The organism is Pseudomonas sp. E1BtOHC1 (genome assembly GCF_058744285.1).
This window is the reverse complement of sequence record NZ_CP196023.1, coordinates 3,365,023-3,380,461: the sequence shown is the minus strand read 5'-3', so window position 1 is coordinate 3,380,461 and position 15,439 is coordinate 3,365,023. Positions and strand designations below refer to the sequence as shown.

General features: G+C 65.9%; 17 protein-coding genes. 8 read left to right on the top strand and 9 right to left on the bottom strand.

Annotated elements, in window-relative coordinates; all coding sequences use genetic code 11:
* The first annotated feature begins 18 nt into the window (after nucleotides 1–18).
* A complete protein-coding gene (locus ACSSVC_RS15550) occupies nucleotides 19–1,074 on the top strand; it encodes a permease (RefSeq protein ID WP_404939236.1) in 1,056 nt (351 codons plus the stop codon).
* A 169-nt stretch (nucleotides 1,075–1,243) separates the two neighbouring features.
* On the opposite strand, the gene mnmH is transcribed toward ACSSVC_RS15550, so the two are convergent.
* Genes mnmH through ACSSVC_RS15535 form a run of 3 tightly spaced genes read right to left on the bottom strand, consistent with a single transcriptional unit; the run spans nucleotide 1,244 to nucleotide 3,786 of the window.
* Complete coding sequence (gene mnmH, locus ACSSVC_RS15545) at nucleotides 1,244–2,341, bottom strand: tRNA 2-selenouridine(34) synthase MnmH (RefSeq protein WP_492612495.1); 1,098 nt, start codon at nucleotides 2,339–2,341, stop codon at nucleotides 1,244–1,246.
* Nucleotides 2,341–3,375 (bottom strand): selenide, water dikinase SelD, encoded by a 1,035-nt coding sequence (selD, locus tag ACSSVC_RS15540; RefSeq protein ID WP_492612494.1) that lies wholly within the window; start codon nucleotides 3,373–3,375, stop codon nucleotides 2,341–2,343. The genes mnmH and selD overlap by 1 nt, the downstream gene beginning before the upstream one ends.
* Nucleotides 3,376–3,420: 45 nt before the next feature.
* Nucleotides 3,421–3,786 (bottom strand): nuclear transport factor 2 family protein, encoded by a 366-nt coding sequence (locus tag ACSSVC_RS15535; protein WP_404939230.1) that lies wholly within the window; start codon nucleotides 3,784–3,786, stop codon nucleotides 3,421–3,423.
* 250 nt (nucleotides 3,787–4,036) lie between these two features.
* On the opposite strand from ACSSVC_RS15535, the gene ACSSVC_RS15530 reads away from it, so the two are divergent.
* Both ACSSVC_RS15530 and ACSSVC_RS15525 read left to right on the top strand, forming a co-directional pair.
* Nucleotides 4,037–4,993 carry a nucleoside-specific channel-forming protein Tsx gene (locus ACSSVC_RS15530; protein WP_446440605.1) on the top strand — a complete coding sequence of 319 codons (957 nt, stop codon included), beginning with the start codon at nucleotides 4,037–4,039 and terminating at the stop codon, nucleotides 4,991–4,993.
* 107 nt (nucleotides 4,994–5,100) lie between these two features.
* Nucleotides 5,101–6,129, top strand: a complete 1,029-nt coding sequence (locus ACSSVC_RS15525) for a purine-nucleoside phosphorylase (protein ID WP_404939228.1) — start codon at nucleotides 5,101–5,103, stop codon at nucleotides 6,127–6,129.
* Nucleotides 6,130–6,236: 107 nt separating this feature from the next.
* Here the strand turns inward: ACSSVC_RS15525 and ACSSVC_RS15520 are convergent, their stop codons facing one another.
* From ACSSVC_RS15520 to ACSSVC_RS15510, 3 genes are all read right to left on the bottom strand, one after another.
* On the bottom strand, nucleotides 6,237–7,193 hold the full coding sequence (locus ACSSVC_RS15520; protein WP_492612493.1) for a quinone oxidoreductase family protein: 957 nt from the start codon (nucleotides 7,191–7,193) through the stop codon (nucleotides 6,237–6,239).
* Between the two features lie 41 nt (nucleotides 7,194–7,234).
* Nucleotides 7,235–7,408 (bottom strand): DUF1427 family protein, encoded by a 174-nt coding sequence (locus ACSSVC_RS15515; protein ID WP_346636422.1) that lies wholly within the window; start codon nucleotides 7,406–7,408, stop codon nucleotides 7,235–7,237.
* A 222-nt stretch (nucleotides 7,409–7,630) separates the two neighbouring features.
* Nucleotides 7,631–8,407, bottom strand: coding sequence for an AraC family transcriptional regulator (locus ACSSVC_RS15510; RefSeq protein WP_346636421.1), 777 nt, complete (start codon nucleotides 8,405–8,407; stop codon nucleotides 7,631–7,633).
* A 235-nt stretch (nucleotides 8,408–8,642) separates the two neighbouring features.
* On the opposite strand from ACSSVC_RS15510, the gene ACSSVC_RS15505 reads away from it, so the two are divergent.
* The gene (locus ACSSVC_RS15505; protein WP_011060569.1) at nucleotides 8,643–8,870 is read left to right on the top strand and encodes a DUF6555 family protein; all 228 of its coding nucleotides are present in this window, start codon (nucleotides 8,643–8,645) and stop codon (nucleotides 8,868–8,870) included.
* A 46-nt stretch (nucleotides 8,871–8,916) separates the two neighbouring features.
* Here ACSSVC_RS15505 and ACSSVC_RS15500 read toward each other — a convergent pair whose 3' ends face one another.
* Nucleotides 8,917–9,087 carry a metallothionein gene (locus ACSSVC_RS15500; protein ID WP_123723590.1) on the bottom strand — a complete coding sequence of 57 codons (171 nt, stop codon included), beginning with the start codon at nucleotides 9,085–9,087 and terminating at the stop codon, nucleotides 8,917–8,919.
* A gap of 252 nt (nucleotides 9,088–9,339) precedes the next feature.
* On the opposite strand from ACSSVC_RS15500, the gene glcD reads away from it, so the two are divergent.
* The 3 genes from glcD to glcF are packed head-to-tail and all read left to right on the top strand — an operon-like array spanning nucleotide 9,340 to nucleotide 13,124.
* Nucleotides 9,340–10,839 (top strand): glycolate oxidase subunit GlcD, encoded by a 1,500-nt coding sequence (gene glcD / locus ACSSVC_RS15495; RefSeq protein ID WP_492612492.1) that lies wholly within the window; start codon nucleotides 9,340–9,342, stop codon nucleotides 10,837–10,839.
* Nucleotides 10,839–11,903, top strand: coding sequence for a glycolate oxidase subunit GlcE (glcE, locus tag ACSSVC_RS15490; RefSeq protein WP_492612491.1), 1,065 nt, complete (start codon nucleotides 10,839–10,841; stop codon nucleotides 11,901–11,903). Before glcD ends, glcE begins: the two co-directional genes overlap by 1 nt.
* Nucleotides 11,904–11,906: 3 nt before the next feature.
* Nucleotides 11,907–13,124: a glycolate oxidase subunit GlcF gene (glcF, locus tag ACSSVC_RS15485; protein WP_346636418.1), complete on the top strand. Its 1,218-nt coding sequence runs from the start codon at nucleotides 11,907–11,909 to the stop codon at nucleotides 13,122–13,124.
* A 19-nt stretch (nucleotides 13,125–13,143) separates the two neighbouring features.
* Here the strand turns inward: glcF and ACSSVC_RS15480 are convergent, their stop codons facing one another.
* Both ACSSVC_RS15480 and ACSSVC_RS15475 read right to left on the bottom strand, forming a co-directional pair.
* A complete protein-coding gene (locus ACSSVC_RS15480) occupies nucleotides 13,144–13,590 on the bottom strand; it encodes a DMT family transporter (RefSeq protein WP_492612490.1) in 447 nt (148 codons plus the stop codon).
* A 2-nt stretch (nucleotides 13,591–13,592) separates the two neighbouring features.
* Nucleotides 13,593–14,018 carry a DMT family transporter gene (locus tag ACSSVC_RS15475; RefSeq protein WP_404939964.1) on the bottom strand — a complete coding sequence of 142 codons (426 nt, stop codon included), beginning with the start codon at nucleotides 14,016–14,018 and terminating at the stop codon, nucleotides 13,593–13,595.
* A gap of 192 nt (nucleotides 14,019–14,210) precedes the next feature.
* Between ACSSVC_RS15475 and ACSSVC_RS15470 the strand changes: the two genes are divergently transcribed.
* Nucleotides 14,211–15,173, top strand: a complete 963-nt coding sequence (locus tag ACSSVC_RS15470) for a LysR family transcriptional regulator (RefSeq protein WP_346636415.1) — start codon at nucleotides 14,211–14,213, stop codon at nucleotides 15,171–15,173.
* Nucleotides 15,174–15,439: the final 266 nt, after the last annotated feature.

Below are 15,439 nucleotides of genomic sequence, written 5' to 3'. Positions count from 1 at the left end.
TTGTGCGGAATTGCCTCAATGTCCAACCTCGCCCCCACCCAGCCCACCCGCGGCTGGGCGTTCTGGTGCAAACCCCTGCTGTTTCTACTCGTGGCCGCCATCGGCCTGTATTACGTGAAATGGTCGCCCTACTACCTAAAGGCCTTTGTCGCCGCCGACAGCCATAGCATCGGCGCGTCGATCCTCAACGATCAGCAAAGTTCGCCCTGGAGCGCCGCCCTGGCCTATTCCCAGGTGTACTTCCTGGCCATCTGGAAGGCCGCGGTGCTGGCGGTGATCCTCGGCTCGCTGCTGCAAGTGCTGATTCCCCGGGACTGGCTGCTGCGCCTGTTCGGCCGCGCCGGCTTCGGCTCGACCCTGCGCGGCGGGCTGTTCGCCCTGCCGGGCATGATGTGCTCCTGCTGCGCAGCCCCGGTGGCTGCTGGCCTGCGCCGACAGAAGGTCTCGGTGGGCGCGGCGCTGGCGTTCTGGATCGCCAACCCGGTGCTCAACCCGGCCACCCTGGTGTTCATGGGCTTTGTCCTGGGCTGGGGCTTTTCCGCCCTGCGCCTGGTGGCGGGCATTGTCCTGGTGCTGGGCGTGTCCCTGGTGGCGCAACGGGTCGCCGGCCCCGAGCAACTACCCGAGGCCGCAGTGGATGCGGTGGTGGAAGCCAGCACGGTGAACGATCAGCCGTTCCTCAGCCGCTGGGGCAAAACCTTGTGGCAACTGTTCTGGAGCACCATTCCGATCTACGTGCTGGCGGTGCTGGTGCTGGGCGCAGCGCGGGTCTGGCTGTTCCCGCATATCGACGGCGCCATGGGCGACAGCCTGTGGTGGCTGGTACCGCTGGCGATTGCCGGGACCTTGTTCGTGATCCCCACGGCGGCAGAGATTCCCATCGTCCAGACCATGATGACCCTGGGCCTGGGCACCGGGCCGGCGGTGGCGCTGCTGATGACCCTGCCAAGCATCAGCCTGCCGTCGCTGCTGATGCTGCGCAAAGACTTCGATGCCCGGGTGCTGGTGACCGTGGCCGTGCTGACCATGCTGGTGGGGATTGTCTGCGGGTTGATTGGCGCGGCGTTGTTGTAGGGCTGGAGGGCCCTTTCGCTGGCAAGCCAGCTCCTACGGTCGGTGGGGAGCTGCCCATGTAGGAGCCGGCTTACCGGCGAAGGCGATCTCGCGGGCCCCTTCGCTGGCAAGCCAGCTCCTACAGTTGGTGGGAGCTGCCCATGTAGGAGCCGGCTTGCCGGCGAACGGGTCAGCGCGGTGAGCGCTGGCGCAGGTAATCGAGCACGGCGCCGTGGTCGCCGCTGAACTCGATCCGCGCGCCCTTGCTCTCGCGCTGGAAGGCGTACATCGGGTCGTAGTATTCGCCCAGCAAGCCTTCGATCCAGGCCCGGTGCAGCTCCACGTCACCGCTGCGGGCCTGTTCCGCCAGCGCGGCTTCCATCAGCAGGAACAGGCGCTGGTGACGCTCGCCCCCCAGGCGCTTGTGGATCTTGTTCAGGCTTTCCAGCAGGCGCTCGGCAAACAGGGCAAAACCTTCTTCGCCATGCAAGGCCACAAACTCGGCGCTGAGGTTGACCACGTAATCGTCGAGGATGCGCTGCACCCGGCTGTCGAGGCGGTCCTCCAGCCAGACCATGGGCAAGCCCTGCATGCTCTGGTACAGCGGCAACGGCAAGGCGCAGCTGCCGATCATGCGGTTCTCGTCTTCCAGGACAAAACCCTGCACGCCGCGCTCGCGCTTTTTCAGCAGATCCACCGCCAGGCGGTTTTCGAAGTCGATGTTGCTTGGCTGCCCGGTGGCGCGCCGGCCAAAGCTGGAGCCGCGGTGGTTGGCGTGGCCTTCCAGGTCCAGGGCGTTGTCCAGCAAGCCCAGCACTTCGGTCTTGCCGGTGCCGGTCATGCCCCCCAGCAGGACGAATTCGCACTGCTGCAGAGCCTGCTCGGTGGTGTCCAGAAGAAAGGTACGCATGGCCTTGTAGCCGCCGCCGACCCGCGGGTAGTCGATGCCCGCTTCGTCCTTGAGCCATTGCTGGACGATCTGCGAGCGCAGGCCGCCACGGAAGCAGTACAGCAGGCCGTCGGGGTGGGCACGGGCAAACTCGGCCCAGGCCTGGATGCGCTGTTGCTTGATGTCGCCGGACACCAACTGATGGCCCAGGACAATCGCCGCCTGTTGGCCCTGCTGCTTGTAGCAGGTGCCGACCCGCTGGCGTTCCTGGTCGGTCATCAGTGGCAGGTTGAGCACCCCGGGAAAGGCGCCCTTGGTGAATTCGATCGGCGCCCGGGTGTCCATCATCGGCCGGTCGCGGAGGAAAATCTCACGGTAATCGGTGCAGTCAAAAGGCATCAGAACACCTCGACCGCGTGACTCTGTCGCTCTACCAGCTCGCCGATAGGCGCCAGCTGCAGACCCAGTTCTGCCGCCAGGGCGAGGAACTCGGCATTGCCTTCAGGCGTCACCGCCACCAGCAGGCCACCGCTGGTCTGTGGGTCGCAGAGCACCCGTTTGTGCAACTCCTGAACCCGGCCGATTTTCTCGGCGTAGCTGCTGTAGTTGCGCAAGGTGCCGCCGGGCACGCAGCCCTGGTCCAGGTAGTACTCGACGCCTGGTAGGCGGGGCACCCGGTCGTAGTGAATCTGTGCGCTGAGGCCACTGCCGTCGGCCATTTCCACCAGGTGCCCGAGCAGGCCGAAACCGGTGACGTCGGTCATCGCGGTCACCCCTTCGAGCTTGCCGAAACGGCTGCCGGGCTTGTTCAAGGTGCACATCCAGTCCCGGGCCAGGCCGATGTCGGCGCTGCGCAGCTTGCCCTTTTTCTCGGCGGTGGTGAGCACGCCGATCCCCAGGGGCTTGGTCAGGTACAGCAGGCAACCGGCCGTGGCGGTGTCGTTGCGCTTCATGAAGCGCTTTTCCACCAGCCCGGTGACCGCCAGGCCGAAGATCGGCTCAGGGGCGTCGATGGAGTGGCCGCCCGCCAGGGGAATGCCCGCCGCGTCGCACACGGCGCGCCCGCCACGGATCACTTCCCGGGCGATTTCCGGGGCCAGCACATTCACCGGCCAGCCGAGAATGGCAATGGCCATCAGCGGGTCGCCGCCCATGGCGTAGATATCGCTGATGGCGTTGGTGGCAGCAATGCGACCGAAATCGAAAGGATCGTCGACGATGGGCATGAAGAAGTCGGTGGTGGAGACCACACCGCGCTCGCTGTCGATGGCATAGACCGCCGCGTCATCGCGCGAGGCATTGCCGACCCACAGCTTGGGATCGAGGTTCTGCGCCCCGCTGCCGGCCAGGATCACCTCCAGTACCTGGGGCGAAATCTTGCAGCCGCAGCCGGCTCCGTGGCTGTACTGGGTCAGGCGAATCGGTTCGCTCATGGGACACCTCGTCAAGTTCAGGACGGCGGATTCTAGCAGAGGGGGTCAGGCACCGGGCCGGGGCGTACCCTGATGGAACAGCATCTGCCAATGGCCCTCACGGCAGCGCCACAGCGAGCTGCGCCAGGCGCTGCTGGCCGGGCGCTCGCCCACTGCGGCGTTATGGCACAGGTAGGTGACCTGAACCAGATCGACCGCCAGCGGCTGCAGCGAAAACTCACTGATCCGGCGCTCGATAAACACTTGCTGCGGCAGGCTTTCCAGCACCTGCGCCTTGTCCCAACGCCCGCCACTGGCGCCGAATTCGAGAAAATCATCGGCCAGCAAGGCGTCCAGCGCCTGGCGATCGCCACGCACCTCGGCCTGCTGCAGGCGGGTTTCCAATTCCAGCAAGAGTTGATGCAACGCCATGTCCGAGCTCCGCAGAAAATCCAGCCCCGGACTTTAACAGTGCCCCGCTTTCGCGCACACCGCCCCCTGCCCGGGCATTTTTTGACCCAAGAGCCAGCTTCCGAGGCGTTTCCAATTGTTTTTCAACTGCCTATTTCAAGTTGGTACGCCATGTGCAAACGTTTGCTAGTTGCAATTTTGTGGGTGTTCGCCACCGCCATGCGCGCGAGCGGACATCAGGGACTTCACACCGCAAGAACAGGGACTTTCCATGCACAACCGCTTTCCACGCTTCGTTTCCCGCCACCGATGGGCTGTTTCCCTTGGGCTGGCCGGCGTTACGGGTCTACTCAGCAGCGCCGCGCTGGCCCAATCGCCCCCGCCGGACGAATCGGCCCAGGGCGAAAGCCTCAGCAACGACGTACAACCGGCCAAGCCCGGGGCCTACCTCTCGGACTGGTACAACCAGGACCTGATGCTGATCGGCAGCAAGGACATCAGCTTCGGCCCGCGTCCGGCAGACGACATCTACCTGGAATACGAATACTTCGGGCGCAAGGGCCCCTTCGAACTGTACGGCTACATCGACCTGCCGAAGATCCTCGACATCGGCAACAGCCACGACAAGGGCATCTGGGATCACGGTTCGCCGCTGTTCATGGAGCACGAGCCGCGAATCTCCATCGACTACCTGGCCGGCCGCAGCCTGGCCATCGGCCCGTTCAAGGAGTGGTACGTGGCCTTCGACTGGATCTACGACCACGGCAGCCGCACCGCCAACCGCGCCAACACCCTGTACAGCGGCCTGGGCACCGACATCGACACTCATTCGCGGGTCAACCTCTCGGCCAACTTCTACGGGCGCTACCAGTGGGAAAACTACGGTGCCAGCAATGAATATTCCTGGGACGGCTACCGCGCCCAGCTGAAATACATCGTGCCCATCGACACCTTCAGCAACGGCGCCTCGCTGACCTACATCGGCTTCACCAATTTCGATTTCGGCTCCGACCTGCACCAGGACAATCCGGCCCGCACCGCCAACGCCACAGTGGCTACCAACGTGTTGCTGTACGCCTTCACTCACCTGCGCTTCACCCTGGTGGGCCGCTACTTCCACAACGGCGGCAACTGGGAAGACGGTAGCGTGCTGAATTTCGGCGACGGCGAGTTCCGTGCCCGCTCCAATGGCTGGGGCTATTACGCCGGGGTCGGCTATCAGTTCTAGAAGCAGTTGCAAGCGGCAAGCTACAAGCGGCAAGTCAGGGGCAGTCGATGAATTGCCATCTGGATCAGGCAGGATTAGCGCCGGCTAACGGCAGTCATGGAGGTTGTATGCGTGGGATTCAAAAGGTTTCGTGGGGACTGGGCTTGAGTGTTGCGCTCGCCAGCAGCGCCTGGGCCGGTGAGGCACCGATCAAGCCCAAGGTGGTGCTGATCAGCATGTTCGCGCCGGAAGCGCAGCACTGGATCGAGCGCCTGGAGCTCAAGCGCGAGATTCGCGTGCCGGGGCTGGCGGCGGAGTATCCGAGCATTCGCTGCAATGACCGGGACGTGTGCCTGTTGACCACCGGCATGGGCCAGACCAATGCCGCGGCGTCAACCCTGGCGCTGGCCCTGTCGCCGAAGTTCGACCTGCGCAAAAGCTATTTCCTGATTGCCGGAATCGCCGGCATCAGCCCGCACCAGGGCACCATCGGCACCGCGGCCTGGGCTCATTACCTGGTGGAGTTCGGCACCCAGTGGGAACTCGATTCCCGGGATGCGCCCAAGGACTGGCCCACCGGTTACCTGGGGATCAACACCAAGAGCCCGAACGAAAAACCGCCCCTGGACTACAAGACCGAAGTCTTCGAGCTGAACCCCAAGCTCCAGGCCAAGGCCTTCGCCCTGAGCCACAAGGTGAGCTTGAGCGAGAGCCAGGAGTCGGCGGCCTGGCGCCTGAAATACCCCAAGGCCCCAGCCAACCAGCCACCCGTGGTGACCCGCTGTGACACCCTGGCGGGCAACACCTGGTTCTCCGGCACTCGCCTGAGCGAACGGGCCGAAGTCTGGACCCGCCTGCTGACTGACAATAAAGGCACCTATTGCACCACCCAACAGGAAGACAACTCCACCTACGAAGCCTTGCTGCGGGCCAGCCGTGAGGGCCTGGTGGACATCCAGCGGCTGGCGGTGCTGCGCGCCGGTTCCGACTTCGACCGCCCGGCACCGGGGGCCAGCGAAGTCGACAACCTGCTCAAGTACGCCGACCAGGGCGGCTTTGTCCCGGCCCTGGAGAACCTGTACCGGGCCGGCAACCCCCTGGTACAGGACATCCTCACCCACTGGTCGACATGGGAAAAAGGCGTCCCCGAAGCCTGATCCCCCAACCTATAACCCGTAGGAGCCGGCTTGCCGGCGAAGGCGGTCTCAGGGGCCTCTTCGCTGGCAAGCCAGCTCCTACCGGGGCGCAGGTGCATCGTGGGGTTTCAGGGGATGAGGATGACTTTTTCGCTGCGCCCCTGGTTCACTTCGGCATAGCGCTCCAGCCCCTGCTCCAGCGGCGATTCGTACAAGCCTTCCGGCAAGGGCAGCAAACCCTCATCGAAATAGCGGCCGAACTGCTCCAGCATCGCCGCGCACGCCTCGACGCCGTACAGCAGCGAGTTGATCCCCACCACCGAGCCGCCCTTGCGGTACAAGCCCAGGGCCGGCAGTTGCACATGCCCGTCCACCGGCGCGGCAATGATGGCGATGCGGCCGAAGGTGGCCAAGGCCGGCACCGCCGCCGGCAGCCAGAAGCCAGTGGTGTCGAAGATCACGTCAGCGCCATCGGCGTAATGTTCCGCAACCTGGGCCGCCAGGGCCTCGGGCTGTGCCAGTTGCAGGCTCGGATAACCCTGGACCTGCAGCATCCGGACCTGCTCCGGACGTCGCGCCGCCGCCAGCACCCGAGCGCCGCGCACCTTGGCCAGGGCCAGCGCCGCAGTGGCCACTGCACCGCCGCCAATCACCAGCAAACGCGTACCCGCCACCACGCCACTGCGCTCCAGGGCATCCCAGGCAGTGGTGTAAGGCACGCCGAGGCTGGCGGCCTGGGTAAAGCTCAAGACCCTGGGCTTTAGGGCCACGCCCCTGGCCGACAGGACCACGTATTGGGCATGGCTGCCGTCGGCGAAAAAGCCCAGTTCCCGGCCGGTGCCCCAGACTTCAAGGCCCAGCAGCTCGGCCGGCCCCTGCTCCACGACTCCGGCGAAATCCCGGCCGGGAATCCGTGGCAGCGTGGTGTAGGGAAAGCGCCCGAGGACGTTCTTCACGTCACTGGGGTTGAGGCCTGCGGCCTTGATCCGCACCCGCACCTGATCGGCGCCGGGGACCGGGGTCGGGACCTCCACCACGCGCAGGGCAGCGAGGTCGCCTGTCTTGGAAAATTGCAGTGCTTTCATCGTCGGTTCCAAAGAATGGGGATCAGCAAGAAAAGGCCTGTTCAGGACAACCAGTTGCTGAACAACTGCCGCCCCAGGGGCCACAGCTGTTCGCCGCCGAGCATGCCCAGCAGGCCCACCAGGGCGATGGCCGGAGGGGCCGGGGAGCGCACCTGCAAGGCGCCGTAGAGCAGTCCGACCAGCAGGCCGGCCGCCAGGGAAATCAGGTAGTTCATGCTGCGCTCCAGAAGCCGTGGCGATCACGCCGAAGGGTGGTGGCGTCTGGGGCAAAGTCTAGGCAGCGGGCGCCTGGGACATCGGTCAAGTGCTTCAGGATTTCGGCCAAAACCACCGTCATTCAACGGCGCCCCTGTCGTGGCTCGCAGGCCCGCGAAACAGCTGCAAGGTCCGGCCACAGGGCCTGGTTCCAGCGCCCTTGAGCCGATCACGACGGGCGATCAGGCAGTCGCTTCGCCACCGGCGTACTGGGACGGCGCGACACCCAGCTCACGACGGAACATGTCGCTGAAGCTGCTGGGTGAGTAACCCAGCTCCCGGGCAATACGGCTTACCGGCACGCCCTGGATCAGCTCGGCGGCCGCGGTGGCCAGTTGCACCTGGCGCCGCCATTCGGCAAAGCCCAGGCCCAATTGTTCCTTGAACAGCCGCGCCAGGGTGCGCACGCTGGCACCCACCGCATCGGCATGCTGCTCAAAGGAAATGGCCAGGGACGGCGCGGCCATCACCGCCTGGCACAGGCGGCCAAGACGGCGGTCGGAGGCGTCCGGCAAGGCGATCTTCAACTGCGAGCGGCGGGCCCGTTGCAGCTCCAGCAACGCCAGACTCACCAGGGCTTCGTAGTAGTCCGGCTGCGGCGGCTCCAGCTCCACCAGGCGCACGATCAACTCCCGCAGCAGGCTGTCCACTTGCAGCACCTGGACCCTGGCGTCCAGGGTCGCCGCCAGGGACGGACGCAGGTAGATATTGCGCATCTGCAAGTCGCTGACCACGCGAATGCCGTGGACCACGCCGGGCGGCAGCCACACCGCCCGCTGCGGCGGCACCACCAGGGCTTCGGAAGGCGTCTCGACCCACATCACGCCGCTCATGGCATACAGCAACTGGCCCCAGGCGTGCTCGTGGGGCTCGATGAACAGGCCCCGGGGATAGGTGCGCGCCAGGGGCTGCACCGGGATCGCGGTGTCGCTCAGATCGGGTGGGGTGGCCAGGGCCATGGCTAGCTCGCAAAGGGTCGGCGGGGGCCCATGGTAACTAGCTGCCCTGCGGCCCGCCAGACACCCGAAAACACTCTGAAGGCCACTGTTTGCCAAGGGGCTTGGCGCCGCTTGCACGGCCTCTGGAGCGCCGCTGCAGGGCGCCATGACCGTTGGTGCCAGAGTCGGGCAATCAAAGTGAATTTTTGCGCGTGCGCGGGATCACTCAAGGATCACAGGGAGGAATAGAGGCTTTATGAACAACGCAAAACTCTTCGTCATCGAATACACCCTTCACGGCGCTCCCAAGTCCTTCATCATCCGCCAGGAGAAGATGGACAACGCCGAGGCCTGGCACTGGGCAAGTTGTGATGCGGGAGTGGGCCGCATCGGCCGTTTCGGCCGGGAACGGGTGAAGAAGACCAGCAAGCCCATGGCGGAAAAGTTCGGTATCGAGAATGTCACCTGGCGGCCATCGGTCTAGGCCTGCCGGCAACGGGTGGAGCCGCAGCCCCACCCGCATCCGCTCCTCAGCCGTGGGCGCCCTTGGCGCATTTGCACCCTTCGGTGGACGCACAAGGCTCACCGTGGGCGTGATGATCGGCGCAAGCCTGACAGCAGTAGTGCTTGCCGTGACGGACAATCGCATGAGCCCCCAGCTTGCAGGTGCAGGCCGGACAGGCGCAGGTTTCATTGGACATGGCAGGGTTCCTTTTTATCAGTCTTTCAGGGGACTCGATCACCGGACCACCTGAGACAGCGGCGGCCACTGCACGGCACGAGTACTCCAAAGACTAGGCCAACCCGGCCCCACCGCCACGCCAGCAGCGACTAAAGTGGTTCGGCCAGCGCACGCACGGACCGATGGACACCCAGGCCCGGCAAGCCAATGATGCAGGCAGTCGTATTGCTGTCTCGACCTGACAAGAACAACCCAAGGTCATTCGCCGCCCATGACGATTCTCTATGACGAAACCCTCGACGGCGCCCTGCCCGACGTCGACAAGCAAGCCCTGATCCGGGCCTTGCGCAGCCAATTGCCGGACCTGGAACTGCTGGATCAGGAACAGCAGCTCAAGCCTTACGAATGCGACGGTCTGAGTGCCTACCGCACCACACCGATGCTGGTGGCCCTGCCGCGGCAGCTGCACGAGGTCCGGCGCTTGCTGCAGATCTGCCACGAGCACCGAGTGCCGGTGGTCGCCCGAGGTGCCGGTACGGGGCTGTCCGGAGGCGCCCTGCCCCTGGAAAAAGGCCTATTACTGGTGATGGCGCGCTTCAAGGACATCCTGCACATCGACCCTGCCGCCCGCTGCGCCCGAGTCCAGCCGGGGGTGCGCAACCTGGCGATTTCCCAGGCGGCGGCGCCCTTCGGTCTGTACTACGCCCCCGATCCTTCATCGCAGATCGCCTGCTCCATCGGCGGTAACGTCGCGGAAAACGCCGGGGGCGTGCATTGCCTGAAATACGGCCTGACCGTGCACAACCTGCTGCAGGTGCAGATGCTCACCGTCGAGGGCCAAGCCATGACGCTGGGCAGCCAGGCCCTGGACTCCCCAGGGTTCGACCTGCTGGCACTGTTCACCGGCTCCGAGGGCCTACTGGGGGTGATCACTGAAGTCACGGTCAAGCTGCTGCCCAAACCCCAGGTGGCCAAGGTGCTGCTGGCGGCCTTCGACTCGGTGGAGGCCGCCGGCCATGCGGTGGCCCAGATCATCGCCGCAGGGATCATTCCCGGCGGCCTGGAAATGATGGACAACCTGGCCCTGCGCGCCGCCGAGGACTTTATCCACGCCGGTTACCCGGTAGACGCCGAAGCCATCCTGCTGTGCGAGCTGGACGGGGTGGAAGCCGATGTGCATGACGACTGCGAGCGAGTGCGCCAGGTCCTGCAGCAGGCCGGCGCCACCGAGGTGCGCCAGGCCCGGGACGAAGCTGAGCGGATACGCCTCTGGGCCGGGCGCAAGAATGCCTTTCCGGCGGTAGGCCGCTTGGCCCCGGACTACTACTGCATGGACGGCACCATTCCCCGGCGCCAGTTGCCGGGGGTGCTGCGGGGCATTGCCCGTCTCGCCGCCGAGCATCAACTGCGGGTGGCCAACGTGTTCCATGCCGGAGACGGCAACATGCACCCGCTGATCCTGTTCGATGCCAATCAGCCGGGGGAGCTGCAACGGGCCGAGGCCCTGGGGGGCAAGATCCTCGAACTGTGCGTGGCCGTGGGCGGCAGCATCACCGGCGAACACGGCGTGGGCCGGGAGAAGATCAACCAGATGTGCGCCCAGTTCAACGCCCACGAGCTGGCCCTGTTCCATGGGGTCAAGGCGGCCTTCGATCCCGGCGGCTTGCTCAACCCCGGCAAGAACATCCCGACTCTGCAGCGTTGCGCCGAATTTGGCGCCATGCACATCCATGATGGGCAACTGCCCTTCCCCGAACTGGAGCGCTTCTGATGACTACGCCCCCCGACGGCGATGCCAGCGCCGCGCTGCTGGAACAGGTCCGTAATGCTCTGCAGGACAGCACTCCGCTGCGTATCCAGGGCGCCAACAGCAAAGCCTTTCTCGGCCGCGAGTGCGCCGGGGAAATCCTCGATACTCGCAGCCATTGCGGCATCGTCAGCTACGACCCCACGGAGCTGGTGATCAGTGCCCGGGCCGGCACGCCGCTGGTGCAACTGCAGGCCACCCTGGACGCCGCCGGGCAGATGCTGCCCTGCGAGCCCCCGGCCTTCGGTGCCGGCGCCACCTTGGGGGGCATGCTCGCCAGCGGCCTGTCCGGCCCGCGCCGGCCCTGGGCCGGGGCCGTGCGCGACTACGTCCTGGGCACCCGGATCATCAGCGGTACGGGTCAGCACCTGCGCTTTGGTGGCGAGGTGATGAAGAACGTTGCCGGCTACGACCTGTCGCGCCTGATGGCCGGCAGTTTCGGCTGCCTGGGGCTGGTCACCGAAGTGTCGCTGAAGGTCCTGCCCAAGCCCCGGCAATGCCTGAGCCTGAGCCTGGAAATGTCGCCCCGCCAAGCCTTGGCCAGACTCGCCGAATGGGGCCAGCAGCCGTTGCCCATCAGCGCCGCCTGTCATGACGGCACCCGCCTGCACCTGCGCCTGGAGGGCGGTGAAGGCTCGGTGGCGGCGGCTCATGACCGGCTCGGCGGCGAGCCTCTGGACTCGCAGTACTGGAGCCTGCTCAACGAACAGCAGCTGGATTTCTTCGATCCCGGCCCGCCGCTGTGGCGCCTGTCGCTGCCCCATAACACTGCGCAACTGGAACTGCCCGGCGCCCAACTGCTGGACTGGGGCGGGGCCCAGCGCTGGCTCAGGTCCGAGGCACCCGCCGCATCCATTCGCGCTGCCGCCAGCGCTGTCGGCGGTCACGCCACCTGCTACAGCCACGGCCTGCTGGACAGCCCCTTCCAGCCCCTGGCGCCCACCCTCTTGCACTATCACCAGCGCCTCAAGGCGCAACTGGACCCCCAAGGGATCTTCAACCCCGGCCGACTCTACGCGGAGCTCTAGCCCATGCAGACCACCCTCAGCCCAGAGGCCCGACAACTGCCCCGGGCGGCAGAAGCCGAGCGCATCCTGCGCAGCTGCGTGCACTGCGGTTTCTGCAATGCCACCTGCCCCACCTACCAGTTGCTGGGCGACGAACTGGATGGCCCGCGGGGCCGCATCTACCTGATCAAGCAGGTGCTGGAGGGCGCCCCCGCCACCGCGCAGACCCAGCAACACCTGGACCGCTGCCTGTCGTGCCGCAACTGCGAGACCACCTGCCCGTCCGGGGTCGATTATCACCACCTGCTGGACATCGGCCGCGCCGTGGTGGACGCCGCCGTGCCCCGGCCCCTGGGCCAGCAATGGCTGCGTCGCGGACTGCGGGCCCTGAGCGCCAATGCGCAATTGTTCAAGGCCCTGATCAACAGTGGCGCCCGCCTGCATCCCCTACTGCCCCAGGCGCTGCAGGACAAACTGCCGCGCCAGGTGCCCCCAGCCAAGGCGCGGCCGGCCATGAGCCACCCACGCCGGGTGCTGCTGCTCGAAGGCTGCGTGCAGCCGGGGCTGTCACCCAACACCAACGCCGCGGCGGCGCGAGTCCTGGACCGCCTGGGGATCAGCGTGCAAGCGGTGAGCGCGGCCGGCTGCTGCGGCGCCGTGGACTATCACCTCAACGCTCAGGAAGCCGGGCTGCAGCGCGCGCGGCGCAATATCGACGCCTGGTGGCCGTACCTGGAACAGGGGGCCGAAGCCATCATCCAGACCGCCAGCGGCTGCGGCGCCTTTATCAAGGACTACCAGCACCTGCTGGCCCATGACCCGGTCTATGGGCCCCGGGCCCGGCGGGTCAGCGCCCTGGCCCGGGACCTGGTGGAGGTGCTGCGCGACGAGCCCGTGGAACAACTGGGAGCCCACAGCCAACAGCGCCTGGCCTTCCATTGCCCCTGCACCCTGCAGCACGGGCAAAAACTCGGCGGCGCCGTGGAGGCGCTGTTGCAGCGAGTGGGGTTCAACCTGACCACGGTGCCTGACAGCCATCTGTGCTGTGGCTCGGCAGGCACCTACTCCCTGACCCAGCCAACCCTGGCCCGACAACTGCGGGACGATAAGCTGCGGGCCCTGGAAAGCGGCCAGCCGGAGTTGATCGTCACTGCCAACATCGGCTGCCAGACGCACCTCGACAGTGCCGGCCGCACCCCGGTCCGCCACTGGATCGAGGTGCTGGAAGCCGCCCTGCCCTGATCGAGTCCGGGCGCCGCGGCTAACGCCGGCTGCTGCGGTACATGAACAGCAGCGCCAGGGCCAGGCACAGCATCGCCAGAATCCGGCTGGCGGAGAGCTCGATGGCCGGGTTGCCGAACCAGCCGAAGTTGTCGATCAGCATGCCCATGCCCAACTGCCCAAGGATCACCGCCACCGTGGCCACCGCCGCGCCGACCCGGGGCACCGCCCCCACCATCACCAGCATGTAGACCACGCCGAACAAGGCCCCGGTCAGCTGCCATTTCGGCGCCTGGTGCAAGGTCATGGCCTGGGGCGGCTGGAAAAACACGATCAACAGACCGGTGATCAAGGCCCCCACGGCAAAGGTCAGCAGGCTGCTGCGCAACACCCCGACGCTTTCACCCAGGCGGCCATTGATCGCCGCTTGCACACTGAGCACCGCACCCGCGGCCACCACCAGCACCAACAATAGAATCAGGTTCATGTTCAACCTCGGGCAATCAGGATCAGGGCCACGACAATCAGCACCAGGGCCAGCCAGCGTTCGCCGTTGACCGGCTTGCGGGCGCTGCCGAACCAGCCGAAATGGTCGATCAGCACGCTCTTGCCCACTTGCCCGGAGAGGATCGCGATCATGGTCATGGCAATGCCGATATGGGGCGTGGCCAAGGTCAGCACCACCACGTAGATCGGTCCCAGCACCCCACCGAGCAATTGCCAGCGCGGCAGTTGGCTGAAGGCCGGCCCCGGCTGCGGACCGCTGAACAACAGCAGCAGAAACAGCAATGCCGTGCCCACACCGAAGATGCTCAAGGTCGCCCACAGATGACCGACCTTGGCTCCCAGCGGCCCCAACAGACCAGCCTCCACCGACAGCCCCATGCCCGCCAGGATCACCAGCGGCAACAACATCCAGCGCTGCCAGCCAGCGCGGGGTTCAACCAGGGCCGCCGGGGTCGGCAGCGCCGGATCTAAAACATTGGAAGACATGCAACACCTGCTTGGAGATCAAGGAATGGCGGGCATTATCGATTGCGTCAGCTTTGCGATAAATGGGAGCATGCCGACAACACCTTTGCGCAAAACGCACAGCAAGGATTTCCCATGCAAGGCTTCAACGACCTGGGCTTCAAGGCCCTGCGCCTGTTCGTCGCGGTGCTTGACCAGGGCAGTTTCTCCGCCGTGGCGCGCCGCGAGGGGCTGGCGCCGTCCTCCATCTCGCGGCAGATCCAACTGATGGAGCAAGCCCTGGGCCAGCAACTGCTCTATCGCCACACCCGCGCCGTCAGCCCCACCGAAGCCGGACGCCTGCTGGGGCATCACGCCCGGCGGGTATTGGCGCAATGGGAAGAGGCGGAACAAGCCTTGCAGGAACAGCAGGACGAACCCGCCGGGTTGGTGCGGATCAATGCTCCGGTGGTGTTTGGCCAGCGGCACCTGTCGCCCTGGCTGGGGGAACTGCACGGGCGCTATCCGAAGCTGCAACTGGATATCCAGCAGACCGACAGCTACATCGACCCCTTGCAGGACGGCACCGACCTGCTGTTTCGCATCGGCGTCCTGGAGGACTCCTCGATGCAGGCACGCCTGCTCGCCCCCCAGCGCTATCGGGTGGCGGCCAGCCCCGCCTATCTGGAACGCCATGGCACACCGCGACACCCGCAGCAGTTGCAGCAGCACCAGTGCCTGGCCTACAAGGGCGAAACCGGCCAGCAGCGCTGGTTCTTCCGTCAGGGCCGGGGCGACTGGACGCCTTACAGCGTCAAGGGCCCCCTGACCGGCAACCACGCCGACACCCTGACCCAGGCCGCCGAACAGGGCCTGGGGCTGGTGATGTTTCCTTCATGGCTGATTGGCGAGGCCCTGCATCAAGGCCGCCTGGTGGCCTTGTTCGAAGACTTCGATGTGGCCACCAGTCTCGAGCCGCAGCAGATTGCCGCCCTCTGGCCCGGCAGCCGGCGCCTCTCGGTGAAGGTGCGCACGGTGATCGACTTCTTCGTCGACAAATTCGGCCCGGAGCCGTATTGGGACCGCCGCCCAACCCCCACACCCACCACCGCCCCGTAGGAGCTGGCTTGCCAGCGAAGGCGTCGGCAAGACTTGCACCAGGCTCAACGGCCCCTTCGCCGGCAAGCCGGTTCCTACAAAAAAGGCCATCTGCGCCCGTAGGAGCTGGCTTGCCAGCGAAGGCGTCGGCAGGACCTGCTCAAGGCTCAACAGCCCCTTCGCCGGCAAGCCGGCTCCTACAAAAAGGCCAGCTGCGCCCGTAGGAGCTGGCTTGCCAGCGAAGGCGTCGGCAAGACTTGCACAAGACTCAGCAGCCCCTTCGCCGG